Here is a 19735-nt window from a genome sequence, read left to right on the forward strand (position 1 = left end):
ATAGATAGTGCCTTGACAGCGCCCGAAAGGGGGCCCAATTCCCTCTGAAGTCGCTGTAAGCTCGTTCCCAAGCCCTATTCATCCATCGACCGCTTCCCGCCCATTTGGCGAGGTGATTCGGTCCCGAGATCGCTCAATGTCAGCCAAACCAGACCTTAAGATCGTGCTTTGTTCTCCCCGTGGCTTCTGTGCCGGGGTGGTCCGGGCGATCGACACCGTGGAACGGGCGCTCGATAAATACGGCGCCCCCGTCTATGTTCGCCACGAGATTGTGCACAATAAATACGTCGTCGACGGGTTGAAGAAGAAGGGCGCGATCTTCGTCGAGGAGCTTGCCGAGATCCCGGAAAACACCACTGCGCCGGTGGTGTTCTCGGCCCATGGCGTGCCGAAATCGGTTCCGGCCGACGCCACGTCGCGCAATCTGTTTTCGCTGGATGCGACCTGCCCGCTGGTGACCAAGGTGCACCGCGAGGCCGCGATCCATTTCAAGCGCGGCCGCGAAATCTTCCTGATCGGCCATTCCCATCACCCTGAGGTGGTCGGTACGCTCGGCCAGCTCCCCGTCGGCGCCGTCACCCTGATCGAGACCGCCGAGGACGCCAAGACCATTGCGCCGAAGGATCCGAACAACCTCGCCTTCGTGACTCAGACCACGCTGTCGATCGACGACACCGCGGAGATCGTCGCACTCCTGAAGGAGCGCTTCCCGAACATCAACGGGCCGCACAAGGAAGACATCTGCTACGCCACCACCAACCGCCAGCTCGCGGTGAAGAAGGTGGCGCCGGTGGTCGATGCCCTGATCGTGGTCGGTGCGCCGAACTCGTCGAACTCGCAGCGCCTGCGCGAAGTCGCGGAACGCGAGGGCTGCCCGATCGCGGTGCTGGCGCAGCGCGCCGCCGACCTCGACTGGAAGCGTTTCGAGAACATCACCAGCCTCGGCATCACCGCGGGCGCCTCGGCACCGGAAGTGATCGTCGAGGAGATCATGGACGCGTTCGCCGAGCGCTTCACGCTGCATGTGGAGACGGTCTCGGCCGCGGAAGAGAACGAGTTCTTCCCGCTGCCGCGTCAGGTGCGCCCCGAAGCCGCCGCCGAGTAGACTTTCATGGCGGTCTACACCGACGTTGCCGCCGACGAGCTTGCGGACTTCCTGAACCAATACGATCTCGGCGAATTGCTCTCCTACAAGGGCATCGCCGAGGGCGTCGAAAATTCAAACTTCCTGCTGCATACGACCCAGGGCTCGTTCATCCTCACGCTCTATGAGAAGCGCGTGGCGAAGAACGATTTGCCGTTCTTTCTCGCGCTGATGACGCATCTCGCCGAGCACGGCATCAACTGCCCGCTGCCGGTGAAGGGAAGAGACGGCGAGGCGCTGCGCGAGCTGTCGGGCCGGCCGGCCGCGATCATCACCTTTCTCGAAGGCGTCTGGCCGCGCAAGCCGAGCGCGACCCATTGCGCGGGCGTCGGCGGGGCGCTGGCGAAGATGCATCTTGCGGGCGCCAATTTCGCGATCAAGCGTCCGAATGCGCTCTCGGTCTCGGGCTGGCGGCCGCTGTTCGATGCGGCGTCACACCGGGCCGACGAGGTGCAGCCCGGCTTGCGCGCGTTCCTCGCCGCCGAGCTCGACTACCTCGAGAGCGGGGTCTGGCCGAAGCCTTTGCCCGAAGGCGTGATCCATGCCGACCTCTTCAACGACAACGTCTTCTTCCTCGGCGACCAGCTCTCGGGCATCATCGACTTCACTTTCGCCTGCAACGATATGCTGGCATATGACGTCGCGATCTGCCTCAACGCCTGGTGTTTCGAGCCGGATCATTCCTTCAACGTCACCAAGGCGCGCGCCTTCCTCAATGCCTATGGCCGCGTGCGAAAGCTCTCCGAGGCGGAACAGGCAGCACTGCCGCTGCTGGCGCGCGGCGCCGCGATCCGCTTCCTGCTGACGCGGCTGGTCGACTGGCTCAACGTTCCGCCTGGCGCACTGGTTCGGCCAAAGGATCCGCTGGAATATGTCCGCAAGCTGCGCTTCCACCAGAGTGTTTCCACCGTGCGCGACTATGGGCTGATGCCGTCAGGACTGGTCGCGTGAGCGAGATTCCAGTTGTCACGATCTATACCGACGGCGCCTGCTCGGGAAATCCCGGGCCCGGCGGCTGGGGCGCGATCCTCAAGTTCGGCGACAAGGAAAAGGAGCTGAACGGCGGCGAGCGTCACACCACCAACAACCAGATGGAGTTGATGGCGGCGATCTCCGCGTTGGAAGCACTGAAGAAACCGTGCACCGTCGATCTCTACACCGACAGCCAATATGTCCGTCAGGGCATCACCGGCTGGATCCATGGCTGGAAGCGCAATGGCTGGCGCACCGCCGACAAGAAGCCGGTGAAGAATGTCGAGCTATGGCAGCGCCTCGATGCCGCGCTGAAGGCGCATCACGTGCGCTGGCACTGGGTCAAGGGCCACGCCGGGCATCCCGAGAACGAACGCGCCGATCAGCTCGCGCGCGACGGGATCGTGAAGGCTCGGTTGCAGCAGCGGGTGGCGGAATAGCGCGAGGCGTCGTCGCCTCATTCTCAACTGTCATCGCCCGGCCTTGACCGGGCGATCCCAGAGACGCTTATCATTCAGCCGAGAGGTCTCGGCGTACTGGATCGCCCGCTTTCTCGCGGGCGATGACAGTTGTGGTTAAGGCTAAAAGCGCTGGCCGCCTTACAACTGCCCGAGCAGCGTATCGCCGCCGGACACCTCGACCTTGCCGGGCATCGCCTCGAGGTTCAGCTTCTTGACCACGCCGTCCTCGACCAGCATCGAATAGCGCTTGGAGCGGATGCCGAGACCGTTGCCGGAGGCGTCGAGCTCCATGCCGATCGCCTTGGCGAAGTCGGCATTGCCGTCGGCGAGGAAGATGGCCTCGTCGCGCTGGTCGGTGTCGCGCTTCCAGGCGTTCATGACGAAGGCGTCGTTGACGGAGACGATGGCAATGGTCTCGACGCCCTTGTCCTTCATGGCGTAGGCGTTGAGGAAGATGCTCGGCAGATGCATCTTGTGGCAGGTGCCGGTATAGGCGCCGGGCACCGCGAACAGCGCCACTTTCTTGCCCTTGAAGATATCGTCGGTGGTCTTCACCTGCGGACCTTCCGCCGTCATCACGCGGAATTTCGCCTCGGGCAGCTTGTCGCCAGTCTGGATGGTCATCGTGAAGTCTCCCTGAAAATCGGTCCCGCTTTTTAGACCGTGCGGCGGCGCTGCACAATGTTGCAGGTTGGGAGGCGGCGAGGGGCGCGGTCCTTCACCGTTATGTCATCAGCCGGCAAAACCGCCGCCGTCGAGGAAGGCCTGTTCGTCCTCGGTGGTCTCGCGTCCCAGGAGCCGGTTGCGGTGGGGGAAGCGGCCGAACCGCTGGATGATGTCGGCGTGCTCCCGCGCGTATTTCAGGTTCTCGGCGTTGTCGGTGTTCTGAAACAGCGCGACGCAATGCAACTGGTCGGATAGGTGCTCGGAATGCATGAAGGGCAAATAGAGGAATTCGAGCAGGATGGGATCGATCCTGCGATCTGTGCCCCTCTCGATTGCGCGGCGGGCGACGTTGCGCGCCAGCGCGTCGCTGGCAAAGGCTTCCGCCGTGCCGCGGAACATGTTGCGGGGAAACTGGTCGAGCGCAATGACGAGCGCCAGCGCGCCCTCGTCGCTGTCTTCCCAGGAGGCCAGCTCGCCGGCGGTTGCCCTCTTCCATAGCAGAAGAAAGCGACGCCTGACCTCCGCGTCGAAAGCGTCGCTGTGCTTGTACCAGCGCTCGCGACCGGCCTCCCGCCAGAACGCGAGAATGCCGGCCGGCGTAATGTCGCCTACGTCAGTCATGAATCCAGGGAGCGGCCTACGCCGCCTCCGCCTTCTTCTCGTCGCGCAATTGCCGGCGCAGGATCTTGCCGACATTGGTCTTCGGCAGGTCGGTGCGGAATTCGATCTGCTTGGGCACCTTGTAGCCGGTGAGCTGCTCCTGGCAGAACTTGATCACGGCTTCGGCCGTGAGATTCGGATCCTTCTTGACCAGGAACGCTTTCACCGCCTCGCCCGACTTGGAATCGGGAATGCCGATCACGGCGCATTCGAGCACGCCCGGATGGCTCGCGATCACTTCCTCGATCTCGTTGGGATAGACGTTGAAGCCGGAGACCAGGATCATGTCCTTCTTGCGGTCGACGATTTTGGTGTAGCCGGTCTCGTCCATCACGCCGATGTCGCCGGTGCGGAAATAGCCGTCGGCGGTCATCACCTTCGCGGTCTCGTCCGGTCTGTTCCAGTAGCCCGACATCACCTGCGGGCCCTTGGCGCAGATCTCGCCGGGCTGGCCGAGCGGCAGCTCGTTGCCGTCGTCGTCGCGGATCGAAATCCAGGTCGAGGGCACGGGAATGCCGATCGATCCCGAGAACTCGGTCGTGGTCGCGGGATTGCAGGTCAGCGTCGGCGATGTCTCCGACAGGCCGTAGCCTTCGGCGATGAAGCAGCCGGTCACCTCCTTCCACTGCTCGGCCACGGGGCGCTGCACCGCCATGCCGCCGCCGTTGGAAATCTTCAGCTTGGAGAAGTCGAGCTTCTTGAAATCGGGATGGTGCATCAATCCGTTGTAGAGCGTGTTCACAGCCGGGAAGCTGTTGACCTGGTATTTTGCCAGCTCCTTGACGAAGCCTGCGATGTCGCGCGGATTGGGGATCAGCAGATTACAGCCGCCGGCGCGCACCGCGAGCAGGTAGCAGGCCGTCAGCGCGAAGATGTGGTAGAGTGGCAGCGCGCAAACGATCATGAGCTGATCGACATGCGGGGGGGCGACTATCGCCGGCTGGAGCCATGCGTCGTTCTGCAACACGTTGGCGACGATGTTGCGGTGGAGCAGGGTGGCGCCCTTGGAGACGCCGGTGGTGCCGCCCGTATATTGCAGGAAGGCGACGTCGCCGGGCGACAGTTTCGGTTTGTTGAACGTCGCGCCGCGGCCAGCCGATAACGCATCGTTGAAGGATACCGCGCCCGGCAGCGACCAGGCCGGTACCATCTTTTTGACGCGGCGGACGACGAGATTGACGATCACGCCTTTGAAGCCGAGCAGGTCGCCCATGCTGGCGACGATGACGTGTTTGACAGCCGTCTTCGCGATCACCTGCTCGACGGTATGGGCAAAATTCTCCAGCACGATAATGGCTTCGGCGCCGGAATCCTTGAGCTGGTGCTCGAGCTCGCGCGGTGTGTAGAGCGGGTTAACGTTGACTACGGCGAAACCGGCGCGCAGCACCGCGGCGGTCGCGACCGGATATTGCAGCACGTTCGGCATCATGAGGGCGACGCGAGCACCGCGCTGGAGCCCACGGCCTTGCAGATATGCGGCCAGCGCGACCGACATCTGATCGAGGTCGCGATAGCTGATCGACTTGTCCATGCAGATGAACGCCTTGCGGTCGGCGAACTTCGAAAAGCTCTCCTCCAACAGGTCGACCAGCGATGAGTATTGCGTCGGCTCGATATCAGCAGGCACGCCGGGCGGATATTGCTTGAGCCAGATGCGCTCCATCGAAAACTCCCCTCATTTACCAGAGCCCGTTGTGTCTCGGGCTTGCCTCATTGCCGCCAGTATCGAGCTTGCCGGAACGGGTGGCAAGTCGTCGTGACTTAGGGCAAAGGCCAGGGAGTGGCTACCGGAATCCTGCCAAACCGCGCGGCCGCAGTGCAAAGTGGGCGTGGTCTCAGCTCGGCGCGCCGCTAACTGTTGTTGGCCGGCTTGGCGGCGGGCTTGGTCGCTGCCTTTGGCTTGGCGGGCTTGGGTGCCTGATCGCCGCTTGCCGCAGGTTTTGCCGCCGCATCGGACTTTGCTGAATCCGACTTGGCCACAGCGTGCTTGGTCCCGGCCGGCTTGGCAGCGCTCTTGCCGTCGGCTGGCTTGGCAACCGGCTTCGCCGCCGCCGTCTTGGCCTCGGTCTTGGCCTCGGTCTTGGCGTCCGTCTTGGCATCCTTCGGCTTGTCGGCCGCGTCAGGCTTCTTGGCGACGCGCGACTTCTTGCCACGCGGCTTTGGGGTGGCCTGCTGGTCGGCATCGGCCGCGACCGCGGCGATCAGGGCGGTACCGGTGCGGGTCGGGCCGGTATAGACCAGCACGGGCTCCGCGGCCGCCGCGGCCGTGGCCATCAGCTCGGAGGCCTTCATCAAGGGTGGTTGAAGCCCAGCGGTGAAGAACGTCACCTGGGCTTCGCCGCCGGTGGCGGAGGCCGATCCGCTCGTGCCGCCATTGGTGGCGATCAGTGCGTCGTCGTCATCGCTGGCGGGCCGCTTGCGATGGCCGCCGCACATGTCCTCGCGCAGGTTCGGGGGCGAGGCGTCGACCGGCACCAGCTTTTCGACGGTGCCGAGCGAGGGGCGGAGCCAGGTGAGATTGTCTTGCGAGAAGCCGCGCTCGAGCAGCTGGGCTGCCTTCACCGCGCGCGCGGTGCCGGAATTGGCGCCGAGCACCACCGCAATCAGTCTCCGGCCATTGCGTGTCGCCGACGCAACGAGGTTGTAGCCCGAGGCGCAGATGAAGCCGGTCTTGAAACCATCGGCACCGGGATAGCGGCCGATCAGCTTGTTGAAATTGCCAGTGACGCGCTTGCCGAAGCGGATCGCCGGGATGTGCACGAAGTATTCGTATTCCGGCAGGTCGCGCAGGAACGAGCGCGCGAGAATGCCGAGATCGCGCGCCGACGTGATCTGGCCGTCGGCGGGCAGACCGTTCGGATTGACGTAGCTCGTCTGCGTCATGCCGAGTCTCTGCGCGGTGTCGTTCATCATCGCGGAGAAGCCGTCGATCGAGCCGCCGACGCCTTCGGCGAGCACAACGGCCATGTCGTTCGCCGACTTCACCATCATCATCTTCAGCGCATTGTCGACGGTGAGCTGTGTTCCCGGACGGAATCCCATCTTCGAGGGCGATTGCGAGGCCGCTGTCGGCGACACCGTAATCAGCGTGTCGAGCGTGAGCTTGCCGTCCTTGACCGCCTTCAGCGTGACATAGGCGGTCATGATCTTGGTGACAGAAGCCGGATACCAGGGAATGGTCGCGTTTTCCGCCTGCAACACCTTGCCGGTGTCGGCCTCGATCAGCAGCAATGCTTCGGCGCTCGCCGCGCGCGGCGCGAGCGATGCGGCGCATGCGAGTGTCGCAGCGAACAGGTTGAACAGGGATTTACGAAGCAGCGGGCGAAGAGCGTGCACTATCCGATTCCGGTCCTTGGAGACCCGCCGGTTCCGGTCGGCTCTCGTGATCTGATGTTCGGTTCTGAATCCAGCGCCGCCGCTTGCGGCGTCGCAAACCTATACCGGCTGGTGCGTCGGGAATAGGGGCATCAGCGGGGTATTCCGCAATGAAATAGGCCGAATTTCGACGGTCCCATGAACACTTGCTAAGGCGACTGGGCGGCAGTCGCGGCAGCCTCAGCAGCTGTCACGCTGGCCCGTGCGTTCTCCCGAACCATGAACTGGGCCCTGGCGAGCTCGGCGAAATGGCCGCCTTTGGCCACGAGTTCATCGAAAGTTCCGCTTTCGATCACACGCCCGTTCTCGAACACCAGGATCCGCGTGGCATTGCGGATGGTGGAGAGACGGTGGGCGATCACGAAGGTGGTGCGTCCCTTCATCACTTCGTCGAGAGCGGCATTCACCTTGGCCTCGGTGACGGCGTCGAGCGCGCTGGTCGCCTCGTCCAGGATCAGAAGTGGCGGATCTTTCAGCAGTGCGCGGGCGATCGACAGTCGCTGGCGCTCGCCGCCGGACAGCATGCGGCCGCGCTCGCCGGCATTGGTCTCGAAGCCGCCGCTGCGCTCGATGAATTCGAGCGCCTGTGCGCGCCCTGCCGCCTTGCGCATCTCCGCCTCAGTGGCGTCCGGCTTGCCGACGCGCAGATTCTCCGCGATCGAGCGATTGAACAGCAGCGCCTCTTGAAAGACCACGCCGATGTTCCGCCGCAGCGATGTCAGCGTCACCCCGCGCACGTCCATGCCGTCGATCCTAATGAAGCCGGACTGCGGATCGAAGGCGCGATGCAGCAGCGCAATCGCCGTCGACTTGCCGGCGCCGGTCGCGCCGACCAGCGCAATGGTCTGGCCTGGCAGCGCGGTGAAGGAGAGATCCTCGATCGCCGGCCGTTTGCCGTCATAGGAGAAGGTGACGTCGTTGAATTCGACGAGGCCGGAGAGCCGACCCGCGTCGATCGCATCGGGTCGGTCGTGCACCGCGGGCACGGCATCGAGCACGTTGAAAAACTCGCGCAGGCGCGGGGCTTCCATGAATACGTTGTTGATGAAGCTCACGACCTGCTCGAGCTTCTGGATCAGAAGCGTCGCGAAGCTCACGAACATCACGATTTCGCCGACCGAGGTCAGCCCCTGGTCGTGCAGCGAGATGCCCAGTGTGAAGATCGCGAGCACGGTGATGGTGGTGGAGGCGCGCGTGATGACGGTGACGAGCGCCCACCACGACAGCACCGGCATTTGCGCCGCGAGTAACTGGTCGGCGACGGAGCGCAAGCCCTTCACCTCGGATTCGACGCGCACGAAACTCTGCACCAGCGCGACGTTGCCGAGGGCGTCGGAAGCCCGCGCGGAGAGCTCGCTATAGTGCTCCTCCACCTCCATCTGCATGCCGAAGGTTCTGCGCACCACGAAGGTCGTCAGCGCCGTGAAGACGATGCAAAGCACGAACAGCAGGATCGCGAGCCGCCAGTTCAGGTACAATGATAGCGGCAGCAGCACCACGACCGACAGGATCGCGGCAAAGTGCTCGCGGAAGAAGCCGAGCCAGAGCCGCCACAGCGCATCGGTGCCGTTGAGCATCACCTTCATCAGCCGGCCCGAATGTGTGCCGGAATGGAAGGTCAGCGGCAATTGCAGGATGTGCTCGAAATAGTCGGTCAGCACCGCCTGGCGCTGGCGGTGCGAGAGCCGGTCGGCCTGCAAGGCCACGAGCGCGCTGCAGGCGATGGTGAACAGCCCGAATGCCACCCAGGCCATCAGAAACGGCCAGGCCGAATCCGATCCGGCAACCGTCTTGCCGGAGAGCACGTCGACGATCCGGCCGAACAGCACGGGTTCTGCGAACTGCGAGGCGGCAAGCAGGAGATTGGCAAACGCCAGCAGCCAGCCGAGCCCTGCTTCCTTGCCGAGCAGTTCGAGAACGCGGGTGTAGAGACGGAGGATGGGCATGCGATACGCTGAACCGTGGGAAGGTCGTCAGTCAACCAGTTGAACGGCTGCAAGACTACATTGGTGTGGACGGCTCAGGCCACCTTCAACGTGGGGATATGGCTGACGTCCACCGTCTGTTCCGCGTGCCAGGTGTCGTGGGCAGCCTGCATCCGGACCCAGATCCCGGCGCCGCCTCCAAACAGCTTCCCGACACGGACCGCTACCTCCGGCGACAGAGGCTTCTTCTCTTCCATGATATCGTGAAGATGTTGCCGCGAGATGCCTAACAGGCGCGCGATCTCAACCTTGGTCTTGCCTGAGGCCGGCAGCATGTCCTCGCGAAGCACCGCGCCGGGATGAACGGGACAGCGGCGGGGATTTCGCTTGGCAGGATATTCGACCATGGCAGCTCCACGCCGAGTCAATCTCGGCTCGGTGTTAGTGATATTGCTCGAAATCGACCCGATAGGCATCACCGTTTTCAAATTCGAAAGTGATGCACCACGATGTTCAGTTGATCAGCCGCCCTGCAACCGGCGGCAGGAACCGGTCGTCGAAGATATCCCCCGCAACCGGCTTCTTGCGGAATTTGAAATCCTGCGCGATCTGGTCGATCGAGCGGTCCATGCGCGCGGGGTCGATGCCGCCGAGGCCGTTGCGACGGACTTCGTCGGTCTGGATATTGTCGACGAGGACGGTGCGCAGGCGCGCCAATTCGAGATTGCGGTCGCCGTCGTCGATGCGGCTCGCGGCTTCGTCCGCCGCACGCGCCGGCTCTTTTACGGTCGCGTTGATGCCTGCGATCAATGCGCGCACGAATCCCTTCACGGCGTCCGGCTTGGCCGCGGCGAAAGCCGGGTTGACCACGACGGCAAAGCCATAAGCCTCGCAGCCATAGTCGGCATAGCGAAGCACGACGAGATCGCCGCCGGGTACGCCGCGATCGCGCAGGTTCACTCCCGAGAGATAGCTGAAGCCGGCGACGGCATCGACCTGTCCCGCGGAGAGGATCGGCTCGCGCACGGCGGCGCTGATCCTGTGGAATTTCATGTGCGCCGTGTTGATGCCGTTCTGCTGCGCTAGCGCCGGCCACAGCCGCATCGACAGGTCGCTATCGGCGACGCCGACGGTCTTGCCGTCGAGATCGGGCGGCAGATGGATGCCGCGGCTCCTGCGGGCGACGATCGCGTAGGGCGCACGGTTGAACAGCAGGAACACCGCCTTGACCGGTGCCGCATCGTCCTTATCGCGGAAGCGGATCAGCTCGTTGATGTCGACCAGCGCGAGCTCGCTTTCGCCCTTGGCGACGCGCGCGAGCGCCTCCGACGATCCGGCCGTGCTGCTGAAGGAGACGTTGAGACGTTCGGCGCCGAAGCTGCCGTCCTTTGCAGCCAGGAAGAACGGCGCCATGCTTGCATCGATCGGACGGTCGAAGGCGAAGTGGATCGCAATAGAGGGCGCGGCGGTCTCAGCCGCCGTGACATCGCGTGCAGTCAGCGCGGCAAGCGAGATTGCAAGGGCTTGCAGGCAGCGAGGGGCGGTCGTCTTGAATCTGAACATCAGTCGCGCCGGTCTCGCCTTGTTGTGATCTCGTGACGCTCGCAGCGCCGGCTGGCGGAGCAGTCTCTCCGCGCCAACATGAACGGCGGATGAGCGGCGGTTGCGTCACGATCACGCAACCCCGTTCAGCTTGTGTTGGGGTTGGGGAACCCAACATGGGATGTGGGTGTTTGAAAGACATGAGCCTGTCGTCAGGCACCATTCGAGGTCCCAAGGAGGGTCCAGGACATGTTTGACAGCTTTTCGCAGTTTGCCGGCCGCAAGGCCGCTATTGCCACCGCCGCGGTGCTGGCGTTGACCGCGGTCGCCCCGACCGCCTCATACGCCGGCGGCCGCCACTGGCATGGCGGCGGCGGTGCGGCCCTTGCCGGCGCGGCCATTGCCGGCGCCATCGGCACCGGGCTTGCGATCGCCGCGAGCCGTGACGCCTACGCCTATGATGCCCCGGCCTATTACGGTGGCGGGCCGGCCTACTATGATGACGGCCCGGTCTATTACGGCAGCGACTCGTATATTGGTCCGCGCCCGTTCCACCGTTGCGGCGGTCCTTATCAGTCCGCGCAGGGTGGCCAAGGCTACGCCTCGACCTGTTACTAAGCCCGGCTACGAAGAATTGACGACAACAGGCCGTCGCGCTTGCCGCGATGGCCTGTTTGGCAGTTTATTGTCAGACGTTAACGCGCCCGCCATTGGTTTAGAGTAGTTTTCAGGACCATGAGTGATTCGCTTGAGCGGCTATATCTGGCTGTACTCGCGGCCAGGGACCTTGATCCGGCAACATCGCGTACAGCCCGGCTGTTTCAGCGTGGGCCCTCCAAAATGGCGAAAAAACTGGCCGAAGAGGCCATCGAGGTGGTCATCGATGCGGTCAATGGCGACAGCGAAGCCGTGATCCGGGAAAGCGCCGATCTGCTCTACAATCTCACTGTGCTCTGGGCCTCGGCCGGCGTGCGTCCCGCGGACGTCTGGCGGGAAATGACCCGGCGGGAAGACATGCTCGGCATCGCCGAGAAGCTGCCGAAATCGGCGATGAAGCTGCCCAAAGTTGCGTCACCGCGCGTGGCCGCCAGGCGGCCAATTGTCGCGATCGAGGGTCGCGTGGCGCGGAAGCGCCACTAGAAACGTCACAAAACTGGCGATGGACAAATCCGTCCGATGGTGCTTCATCGCGGCGCCATGCTGAAACGTATCTACGATTGGTGCATCGACGCCGCTCACAAGCCTTACGCGCTCTGGATCCTGGGTGCCGTGGCTTTCGCAGAAAGCTCCTTCTTTCCCGTCCCGCCGGACGTGATGCTGATTCCGATGTCGCTGGCTCGCCCGCAGCGCGCCTGGGTCTATGCGGCGATCTGCACCGCGACGTCGGTGCTGGGCGGCCTGCTCGGCTATGCCATCGGCGCGCTGCTGTTCGACTCGGTAGGTCACTGGCTGATCCAGGTCTATGGCCTCGGCGACAAGGTCGATGCCTTTCGCGCCTCCTATGCCGAGTGGGGCGCGGTGATCATCCTGCTCAAGGGACTGACGCCGATCCCCTACAAGCTCGTCACGATCACCTCGGGCTTTGCCGGCTACAATCTCGTCCTGTTCATGATCTGCTCGATCGTCGCGCGCGGCGGTCGTTTTTTCATCGTCGCGATCCTGCTCAATCGCTATGGCGATTGGATCCGGGTCAGGATCGAGAAGCATCTCGGTCTCTGGGTGGCGATCGGCGCCGCCGTGCTGGTGCTCGGCTTTGTGATCGCGATCAAGTTGATCTAACCCAAATTGATCTAACCCGAGGCGCTTTGCGGCCGCGCCGGGTTCGGCTACGGTTGCCGTCATGATGCTTCGATCCGGCATTCCGGTCCTGCGACCGGGGACGCTGATATTTGCGGTGCTTTCGCTCCTGCTGGCTGCTGGCGGTACCGGATGGCCGCAATCCGCGCCGCCAGCGCTCGGCCTGCAGGAGCAAGGACCGCAGGCCGCGCCGCCGCCCTCGACATCAGCTCCTTCGTCACCGCCGGCGCGTGAGGACAATCCCGGGCTGATCAACGAAATGGGCAAGCTGTTCGACAAGCTGCCCTCGATCTTGCCGCCGATCAAAAGCCCGAGCGAGACCATCAACGATTTGTCGCGCCTGGCGAAGCCGTCGAGCATGGTGTCGGGACGCGTGGCCTGTCCGGCCTCGTCGAACGGCGCGCCCGATTGCAAGCTCGCCGCCGACAAACTCTGCCAGAGCAAGGGCTACACGGAAGGCAAGAGCCTGAATGCCGATTCCGCGGAGAAATGCTCGGCCAAGGTTCTGATCCCGGGCAGGCAACGCAAGCCGGACGACTGCCGCACTGATACCTTCGTCACCAGCGCGTTGTGCCAGAACTGAGGACGTCGCGCGAGCAAGCAAGGAGCGCCCATGAGCCGTACGGAGCAGGACTTCCTCGGACAGCGTGAGATCGCCGACGACATCTATTACGGCGTCCAGACCATCCGCGGGAAGGAGAACTTCCACATCACCGGCATTCCGATGAACCAGGAGCCTTACTTCGTGAAGGCGCTCGGTTACGTGAAGAAGGCTGCGGCCATGGCCAATCGCGATCTCGGCGCGGTGGACACCAAAGTCGCGGAAGCCATCATCGTGGGCTGCGACCGCGTCATCGCCGGCGACATGATGGACCAGTTCGTCACCGACTTCATCCAGGGCGGCGCCGGCACCTCCACCAACATGAACGCCAACGAGGTGATCGCCAATCTCGCGCTGGAATCGCTCGGCTTTGCCAAGGGCGACTATCAGCATGTCAGCCCCAACGATCACGTCAATTACGGCCAGTCAACCAACGACACCTATCCGACTGCCTTTCGGCTGGCGCTGATCCTGCGGCTCGAGAGCTACATGACCGCGTTACGCCAGCTCCAGGAGGCGTTCTTCGCCAAGGGCCGGGAGTTCGAGCGCGTGCTGAAGATGGGCCGCACACATTTGCAGGACGCGGTGCCGATGTCGCTCGGCGCCGAATTCCGCGGATGGGGCACCACGATGGGCGAGGAGGTCGATCGCATCTCGGAGGCGCGCGCGTTGCTGCGCGAGGTCAATCTCGGCGCCACTGCGATCGGCACCTCCGTCACCGCGGCGCATGGCTATCCAAAACTTGCGGTCCGGCACCTGAGCGCGCTCACCGGCATCGACTTCATCCTAGCCGGCGACCTCGTCGAGGCGACGTCGGATACCGGCGCCTATGTGCAGCTCTCCGGTGTGCTCAAACGCACCGCTAGCAAACTGACAAAAATCTGCAACGACATCCGCCTGCTCGCCTCGGGGCCGCGTGCGGGCTTCAACGAGATCAACCTGCCGCAGCTTCAGCCGGGCTCCTCGATCATGCCCGGCAAGGTCAATCCGGTGATCCCCGAGGTCGTCAACCAGACCAGTTTCCTCGTCATCGGCCTCGACACCACGGTGACGCTCGCAGCGTCCGCCGGCCAGCTCCAGCTCAACGTGATGGAGCCGGTGATCTCGTTCGCGCTGTTCTTCTCGATCCGTACCATGGAGCGCGCGGTCAACAGCCTGCGCGAGAATTGCGTCGTGGGCATCACTGCCAACGAAGAGCACACCCGCAACATGGTGCTCAATTCGCTCGGCATCGTCACCGTGCTGAAGCCGCTGCTCGGCTACAAGCAATGCGCCGAGATCGCGCGCGAGGGCTACAAGAGCGGCAAATCGCTGCACCAGATCGTCGTGGTCGAGCGCAAGCTGCTGACGCAGGAGACATGGGACGAGATGTTCTCATTCGAGCGGCTGATCAATCCGGATCTGATTGCGTGATGTCGTCGTCCCGCAGCGAATTCCGTAGCTTGGAATTGCGGTAACGGCGTCCGCCACGGCGTCAGAACGCATACTTGACAGTGGAAAGATTGCCTTGTTGGTATGGCCCCCAACTTCTATTTGACCGCCAACAGAGGACCTTCTCGCAATGTCCATGCCTGCCTTGTTCAAGGGACGCCTGTCGATCCCCGTGATCGGTTCGCCGCTCTTCATCATCTCGGTGCCCGATCTTGTGATCGCGCAGTGCAAGGCGGGTGTGGTCGGATCGTTTCCGTCGCTGAACGCGCGGCCGCCGGAACTGCTCGACGAGTGGCTGGCGCGGATCACCGAAGAGCTCGCGGCCTATGACCGCGCCCATCCCGACAAGCCGTCGGCGCCGTTCGCGGTCAACCAGATCGTGCACAAATCGAACAACCGGCTCGATCACGACATGCAGCTCTGCGCCAAGTACAAGGTGCCGATGGTCATTTCGTCGCTCGGTGCTCGCGAAGAGCTCAATCAGGCCGTGCACGGCTGGGGCGGCATCGTCTTCCACGACGTGATCAACCAGAAATTCGCGCACAAGGCGATCGAGAAGGGCGCCGACGGCCTGATCCTGGTCGCGGCCGGCGCCGGCGGCCATGCCGGCACGATCTCGCCGTTGGCTTTCGTTGCCGAGACGCGAAAATGGTTCGACGGCCCGATCGCGCTGTCAGGCGCCATCGGCAACGGCAAGGCGATCCGCGCCGCGCGCATCCTGGGCGCCGACTTTGCCTATATCGGCTCGGCCTTCATTGCCACCAAGGAAGCCAATGCGGTCGAGACGTACAAGGAGATGATCGCGGGCGCGAACGCCGACGACATCGTCTATTCCAACCTCTTCACCGGCGTGCACGGCAACTATCTGAAGCCGTCGATCCTCGCCGCCGGCATGGATCCGGAAAACCTGCCGACCTCCGATCCCTCCAAGATGAACTTCGGCACCGACGCCTCCGGCGAGCGCGCCAAGCCAAAAGCCTGGAAGGAAATCTGGGGTTCGGGCCAGGGTGTCGGCAGCATCGACGGCATCGTGCCCGCCGCCGAAATGATCGCGCGATTCAAGAAGGAATACGACGAAGCGGTCGATCCGCCGTTGTGATCGCTGTGGTGTCCCGGACCCGGTGCGGCGTCATAAGCGCGTTCACGCGCGTCTTCGACGCGCTATGGTGCCGCGCCGCAGAGCCGGGACCCATCGCCACGACAACTGGACCCCGGATCAGCAGCGCACCGCAAGAGCGCTACGCTGCGTGCGGGGAACGCCACCCGAGATCGAGTACGACATGACCCCCATTTACCGCGTCGACGGCAACAGCGTCGTCACCAGCCCGGACGCCGCGGGCCCGTGGGACCAGCGTATGCAGCACGGTTCGGCGCCGGCCTCGCTGGTGACATGGGCGGCTGAGCGCATTCCGACGCCTGTAACGATGGACATCGCGCGCGTCACCATCGATCTGATGCGCCCCGTGCCGGTGGCGCCGCTCACGATTGCGACCGAGATCTTGCGCGAGGGCCGCAAGATCCAGCTCTGCGGGGTCAAGCTGCTCGCCGACGGCGTGCAGGTCGTCGGCGCGACCGTGCTCAAGATCAAGCGCCAGGCGCTGGCGCTCCCCGACGACGTCAAGGCGCTGCCGGTCGAATTGCCGTCGCCCGAGGACTCGCTGGTCGAGGACGGTCATGCCGCCACCAGCCCGTTCGTACGTTCGGTCTCGATGCGCGCCGCGCGCGGCCGCTTCGGCCAAGCCGGCGCGGGCGCGATCTGGTTTCGGGTCGACCATCCCCTGATCGCAGGCGAAGCGCTCTCGCAGGCGATGCGCGCCGTGGTCGCCGCCGATTTCTCCAACGGCACCGCCTCGACGCTCGACTTCCGCGCCTGGACCTACATCAACGCCGACCTCACCGTCAGCTTTTCGCGCCAGCCGATCGGCGAATGGATCCTGCTCGACGGCGACTCCTGGATCGGTCCTGACGGCGCCGGGCTTGCGATGTCGCGGCTCGCCGACCGGCAGGGCTATTTCGGCCGCGCGGTGCAAAGCCTGGTGATCGAGAAGCGGTGAGCTTGACGGCGAGCGCCGCGATCGCTCCCTTGGCCGGTTGAACGGCAGGCTTCCGCCGCCGCGGAAGGGATGCCTAGTCGCGAGCCTCCTGTTCGAAGGTCTCTTGTTCGGCGCGGCATCCTGCCTGTTCACACGCCGTAGAAGATCTTGATCTCCCACAGCACCACGATGATGGCCGTGATCAACGTGACCGCGGCCAACGCACTTTCCAGGGAAGCGACTCTCATTTCACACTCCGCTTCCCAGCCCCGCTAGCGGTCTAGTTGATTCCCTGATTCGCGCGCAATTGCGTGGGCATCGCCGGCACTCACTCCGTTGCGCGTTGTGGTGCCGGGGCCACAACGACACCGTAGAATTCCGGGGTGTCTATCCCACCATCCGGTCCCGTCCGCCCCAAAAGCTCGCGCGCAGTACTTTCTTGTCGACCTTGCCGACGCCGGTCATCGGCAGTTGCTTGACGAACTGGATCTGCTTCGGCGCATGCGCCGAGCCCTTTCGCGTCTTCACCAGATTGATCAGCTCATCGGCATCAGATTTTGCGCCCTCGCGCAGGACGACGACGGCGGTGACGGCTTCGCCCCATTTCTCGTCGGGGATACCGACGACCGCGACCATCGCCACGTCCGCATGCTGCGACAGCACGTCCTCGACCTCGCGTGGAAAGATGTTGAAACCGCCAGAGACGATCATGTCCTTCTTGCGGTCGAGGATGAACATGTAGCCGCGATCGTCCTTGCGCGCGATGTCGCCGGTATGCACCCAGCCGTTCTTCAGCGTTTCGGCGGTGATGTCCGGCCGCTTCCAGTACTCCGCCATGACATGTGGAGCGCGCACGCAGATCTCGCCGGCTTCGCCCGTCTTCACCTCCTGGTCGTTGTCGTCGAGGATCTTGACCTCGCACGCCGCGATCGGGAAGCCGCAGGACAGGAACAGCTCCGGCGTCTTGGGATTGTGATCTGCCTTGCGCAGCACCGAGACGGGATAGCATTCGGTCTGGCCGTAGAGCTGCGAAAACACCGGCCCGATGCGCTCGATCCCCTCGATCAGCCGGCTCGGCGACATCGCGGAGGCGCCATAGAGCACGAGCTCGAGCGAGGAGAGGTCGGTCTTGCCCAGCGCGGGATGATCGAGCAGCACGTAGATCATGGTGGGCACGAACAATGTGAAATTGATCCGCTCGCGCGCGATGGTGGCCAGTACCGCCTCGGGATCAAAACCCTTCAGCATGTGGACGGTGCCGCCGCGCATCAGGGTCGGCAGCACCTTTGTGCCCGCGACATGGCTGATCGGAGCGACCGTCAGATAGCGCGCCGCCTCTGGAATTTCGAAGTCGGCGAGGATCGCACCTGCCGCCCCGCTGTTCTCGCGATGATAGCGCAGCGCGCCCTTGGATTTTCCGGTCGTCCCGCCGGTGTAGTTCAGTGTCGCGAGATCGTCGGCGCCGGCGAGGCACAGCGCGGTGGCGTGGCCTTCGATCTCGATCGCCTGCAACAGGTCGACGCCATAGTCGGCCGGTCCCATGGTGAAGACCGCCTTGAGCTGCCCCGCCTGTGTGGCGAGCTCGCCGCCGCGCTCGCGGAAGGAGGCCGCATCGACCACCAGCATCTCGGCCCCGGAATCCTCGAGCTGGAAGAGCTGGTCTCCTCGCGACCCCAGAGGATGCAGCCAGGTGATGCAGAGCCTGGACAATTGCGCGGCGACACCGGCGCACCAGGTGTCGGCGCGATTGGCGGTGAGGAGAGCGACACGCGCGCCGGGCTGCAATCCAAGGCGCATGAATACGCTCTGGATGCGTCCGATCAGGTCGATTGTGCCCTGATAGCTCAGCGATCCGCCGGGCCAGGCGAAAGCGGTGCGGCCAGGATAGCGCGACAGTGCCCGTAGCGTCTGCGCACAAGCCGGAGACGATGCGTGGAGCGGATCGGGCATATGTTTCCTCATTGCTTTGTCATCGGCGTTTGACGTGCCAATGTTGCGCGCAAGGCTAGCACAGGGAATGCGGGATGGAACGACAAAGCCCGCGCAAGGAGGCAAGAGTGACAGGGAGGCTTGTGACGTCCGATCGACTGCAACGCTTTCGCGATCGTCTCAATCTGCCTTTGATCGCGGCGCCGATGTTTCTGGTGTCGGGCGTCGAGCTCATGGTCGCGGCCTGCCGTAACGGAGTGATCGGCAGCTTCCCCACTGTGAACTGTCGTAGCGCGGAACAGCTTGAGGCGTGGCTCACCGAAATCGAGACGCGGCTGCGCCATCACGAGGATCAAACCGGCCGCAGGGCCGCGCCACTCTGCCCGAATCTGATCGTGCATCGCTCCAATGTGCGGCTGGAGCAGGATCTCGCTGTGCTGCTGCGCCACAAGCCGGAGATCGTCATTACCTCCGTTGGATCGCCCGAGCCGGTGTTGAAGCCGCTGCATGAAGCTGGCGCGCTGGTGCTGGCGGACGTGGCCTCGATCCGCCACGCCCAGCGCGCGGCGGAGGCCGGCGCCGACGGGCTCGTACTGCTCACCGCGGGCGCCGGCGGGCAGACCGGCTGGCTCAACCCGTTTGCGTTCGTCCGCGCGGTGCGCGCATTCTACGATGGCATCGTCGTGCTCGCGGGCGGCATCAGCGACGGTCGCGCGCTGCGTGCGACCGAAGTGCTCGGCTGCGATCTTGGCTACATGGGCACAAAATTCATAGCGACGCGCGAGAGCATGGCGGACGAGCGTCACAAGCGAATGCTGGTCGACGGCAGCGCGGACGACATTCTGCTGACCACCGCGTTCACGGGCCTGCAGACCAGCATGCTCAAGCCGTCGATCGTGGCAGCCGGTCTCGACCCCGACGATCTGCCGGCGCGGGGCGCGATCGACATCGGCAAGGACATCGACGTCAACGCACGCGAGAGCCGCCCAAAGCGCTGGCGCGATATCTGGAGCGGCGGGCATTCGATATCTGGCGTGACCGACGTGATGGCGGTCGACGATCTCGTCGCGCGGACGGTCGCCGAGTATCGAGAGGGGGGTGACCGCCTCTCCCCGTAAAACTGCGGAGGCCGGCAGGGGCCCGTTGTCCCCATCACAGTTAATCGAGCGCTCCTTCGAAGCCCCTCACTTAACGGCAGA

General features: G+C 64.0%; 19 protein-coding genes. 11 read left to right on the forward strand and 8 right to left on the reverse strand.

The annotated features are described in order from the left end of the window. The first annotated feature begins 136 nt into the window (after positions 1–136). Genes ispH through rnhA form a run of 3 tightly spaced genes read left to right on the forward strand, consistent with a single transcriptional unit; the run spans position 137 to position 2556 of the window. Positions 137–1105 carry a 4-hydroxy-3-methylbut-2-enyl diphosphate reductase gene (ispH, locus tag ABIB00_RS11485; RefSeq protein ID WP_247351230.1) on the forward strand — a complete coding sequence of 323 codons (969 nt, stop codon included), beginning with the start codon at positions 137–139 and terminating at the stop codon, positions 1103–1105. A gap of 6 nt (positions 1106–1111) precedes the next feature. After that, positions 1112–2095 (forward strand): homoserine kinase, encoded by a 984-nt coding sequence (locus tag ABIB00_RS11490; protein ID WP_354104399.1) that lies wholly within the window; start codon positions 1112–1114, stop codon positions 2093–2095. After that, positions 2092–2556 (forward strand): ribonuclease HI, encoded by a 465-nt coding sequence (rnhA, locus tag ABIB00_RS11495; protein ID WP_247445225.1) that lies wholly within the window; start codon positions 2092–2094, stop codon positions 2554–2556. Before ABIB00_RS11490 ends, rnhA begins: the two co-directional genes overlap by 4 nt. 159 nt (positions 2557–2715) lie before the next feature. Here rnhA and ABIB00_RS11500 read toward each other — a convergent pair whose 3' ends face one another. The 7 genes from ABIB00_RS11500 to ABIB00_RS11530 form a co-directional block, all read right to left on the reverse strand. Next, the gene (locus ABIB00_RS11500; RefSeq protein WP_247351225.1) at positions 2716–3201 is read right to left on the reverse strand and encodes a peroxiredoxin; all 486 of its coding nucleotides are present in this window, start codon (positions 3199–3201) and stop codon (positions 2716–2718) included. 108 nt (positions 3202–3309) lie between these two features. After that, a complete protein-coding gene (locus ABIB00_RS11505) occupies positions 3310–3864 on the reverse strand; it encodes a DUF924 family protein (protein WP_247445223.1) in 555 nt (184 codons plus the stop codon). Between the two features lie 16 nt (positions 3865–3880). After that, complete coding sequence (locus ABIB00_RS11510) at positions 3881–5566, reverse strand: long-chain fatty acid--CoA ligase (RefSeq protein ID WP_354104400.1); 1686 nt, start codon at positions 5564–5566, stop codon at positions 3881–3883. 188 nt (positions 5567–5754) lie between these two features. Further along, on the reverse strand, positions 5755–7239 hold the full coding sequence (locus ABIB00_RS11515) for a D-alanyl-D-alanine carboxypeptidase family protein (protein ID WP_354104401.1): 1485 nt from the start codon (positions 7237–7239) through the stop codon (positions 5755–5757). 188 nt (positions 7240–7427) lie between these two features. Then, the gene (locus ABIB00_RS11520; RefSeq protein ID WP_247351215.1) at positions 7428–9224 is read right to left on the reverse strand and encodes a glucan ABC transporter ATP-binding protein/ permease; all 1797 of its coding nucleotides are present in this window, start codon (positions 9222–9224) and stop codon (positions 7428–7430) included. 74 nt (positions 9225–9298) lie between these two features. Next, entirely contained in the window at positions 9299–9610 is a 312-nt protein-coding gene (locus ABIB00_RS11525; RefSeq protein ID WP_247445221.1) for a HigA family addiction module antitoxin, read from the reverse strand. A gap of 106 nt (positions 9611–9716) precedes the next feature. Next, the gene (locus ABIB00_RS11530; protein ID WP_354104402.1) at positions 9717–10766 is read right to left on the reverse strand and encodes an ABC transporter substrate-binding protein; all 1050 of its coding nucleotides are present in this window, start codon (positions 10764–10766) and stop codon (positions 9717–9719) included. A gap of 228 nt (positions 10767–10994) precedes the next feature. Here ABIB00_RS11530 and ABIB00_RS11535 point away from each other — a divergent pair, with 228 nt between their 5' ends. From ABIB00_RS11535 to ABIB00_RS11565, 7 genes are all read left to right on the forward strand, one after another. Continuing rightward, the gene (locus ABIB00_RS11535) at positions 10995–11363 is read left to right on the forward strand and encodes a hypothetical protein (RefSeq protein WP_354104403.1); all 369 of its coding nucleotides are present in this window, start codon (positions 10995–10997) and stop codon (positions 11361–11363) included. Between the two features lie 117 nt (positions 11364–11480). After that, a complete protein-coding gene (hisE, locus tag ABIB00_RS11540; protein WP_354104404.1) occupies positions 11481–11885 on the forward strand; it encodes a phosphoribosyl-ATP diphosphatase in 405 nt (134 codons plus the stop codon). Positions 11886–11921: 36 nt separating this feature from the next. Next, positions 11922–12524 carry a YqaA family protein gene (locus tag ABIB00_RS11545; RefSeq protein ID WP_354104405.1) on the forward strand — a complete coding sequence of 201 codons (603 nt, stop codon included), beginning with the start codon at positions 11922–11924 and terminating at the stop codon, positions 12522–12524. 61 nt (positions 12525–12585) lie between these two features. Beyond that, positions 12586–13125 carry a hypothetical protein gene (locus ABIB00_RS11550; RefSeq protein ID WP_354104406.1) on the forward strand — a complete coding sequence of 180 codons (540 nt, stop codon included), beginning with the start codon at positions 12586–12588 and terminating at the stop codon, positions 13123–13125. A 30-nt stretch (positions 13126–13155) separates the two neighbouring features. Further along, positions 13156–14556: an aspartate ammonia-lyase gene (locus ABIB00_RS11555; protein ID WP_247339821.1), complete on the forward strand. Its 1401-nt coding sequence runs from the start codon at positions 13156–13158 to the stop codon at positions 14554–14556. A 148-nt stretch (positions 14557–14704) separates the two neighbouring features. Continuing rightward, entirely contained in the window at positions 14705–15673 is a 969-nt protein-coding gene (locus tag ABIB00_RS11560; protein WP_247339822.1) for an NAD(P)H-dependent flavin oxidoreductase, read from the forward strand. Between the two features lie 181 nt (positions 15674–15854). Then, a complete protein-coding gene (locus tag ABIB00_RS11565; protein ID WP_247339823.1) occupies positions 15855–16628 on the forward strand; it encodes a thioesterase family protein in 774 nt (257 codons plus the stop codon). 366 nt (positions 16629–16994) lie between these two features. On the opposite strand, the gene ABIB00_RS11570 is transcribed toward ABIB00_RS11565, so the two are convergent. Beyond that, positions 16995–18557: an AMP-binding protein gene (locus ABIB00_RS11570; protein ID WP_354104407.1), complete on the reverse strand. Its 1563-nt coding sequence runs from the start codon at positions 18555–18557 to the stop codon at positions 16995–16997. Between the two features lie 122 nt (positions 18558–18679). Between ABIB00_RS11570 and ABIB00_RS11575 the strand changes: the two genes are divergently transcribed. Next, positions 18680–19654, forward strand: a complete 975-nt coding sequence (locus ABIB00_RS11575; protein ID WP_354104550.1) for an NAD(P)H-dependent flavin oxidoreductase — start codon at positions 18680–18682, stop codon at positions 19652–19654. Positions 19655–19735: the final 81 nt, after the last annotated feature.

It is taken from the genome of Bradyrhizobium sp. LB14.3 (genome assembly GCF_040547985.1).
In the GTDB taxonomy this organism is placed as follows: Bacteria; Pseudomonadota; Alphaproteobacteria; order Rhizobiales; family Xanthobacteraceae; genus Bradyrhizobium.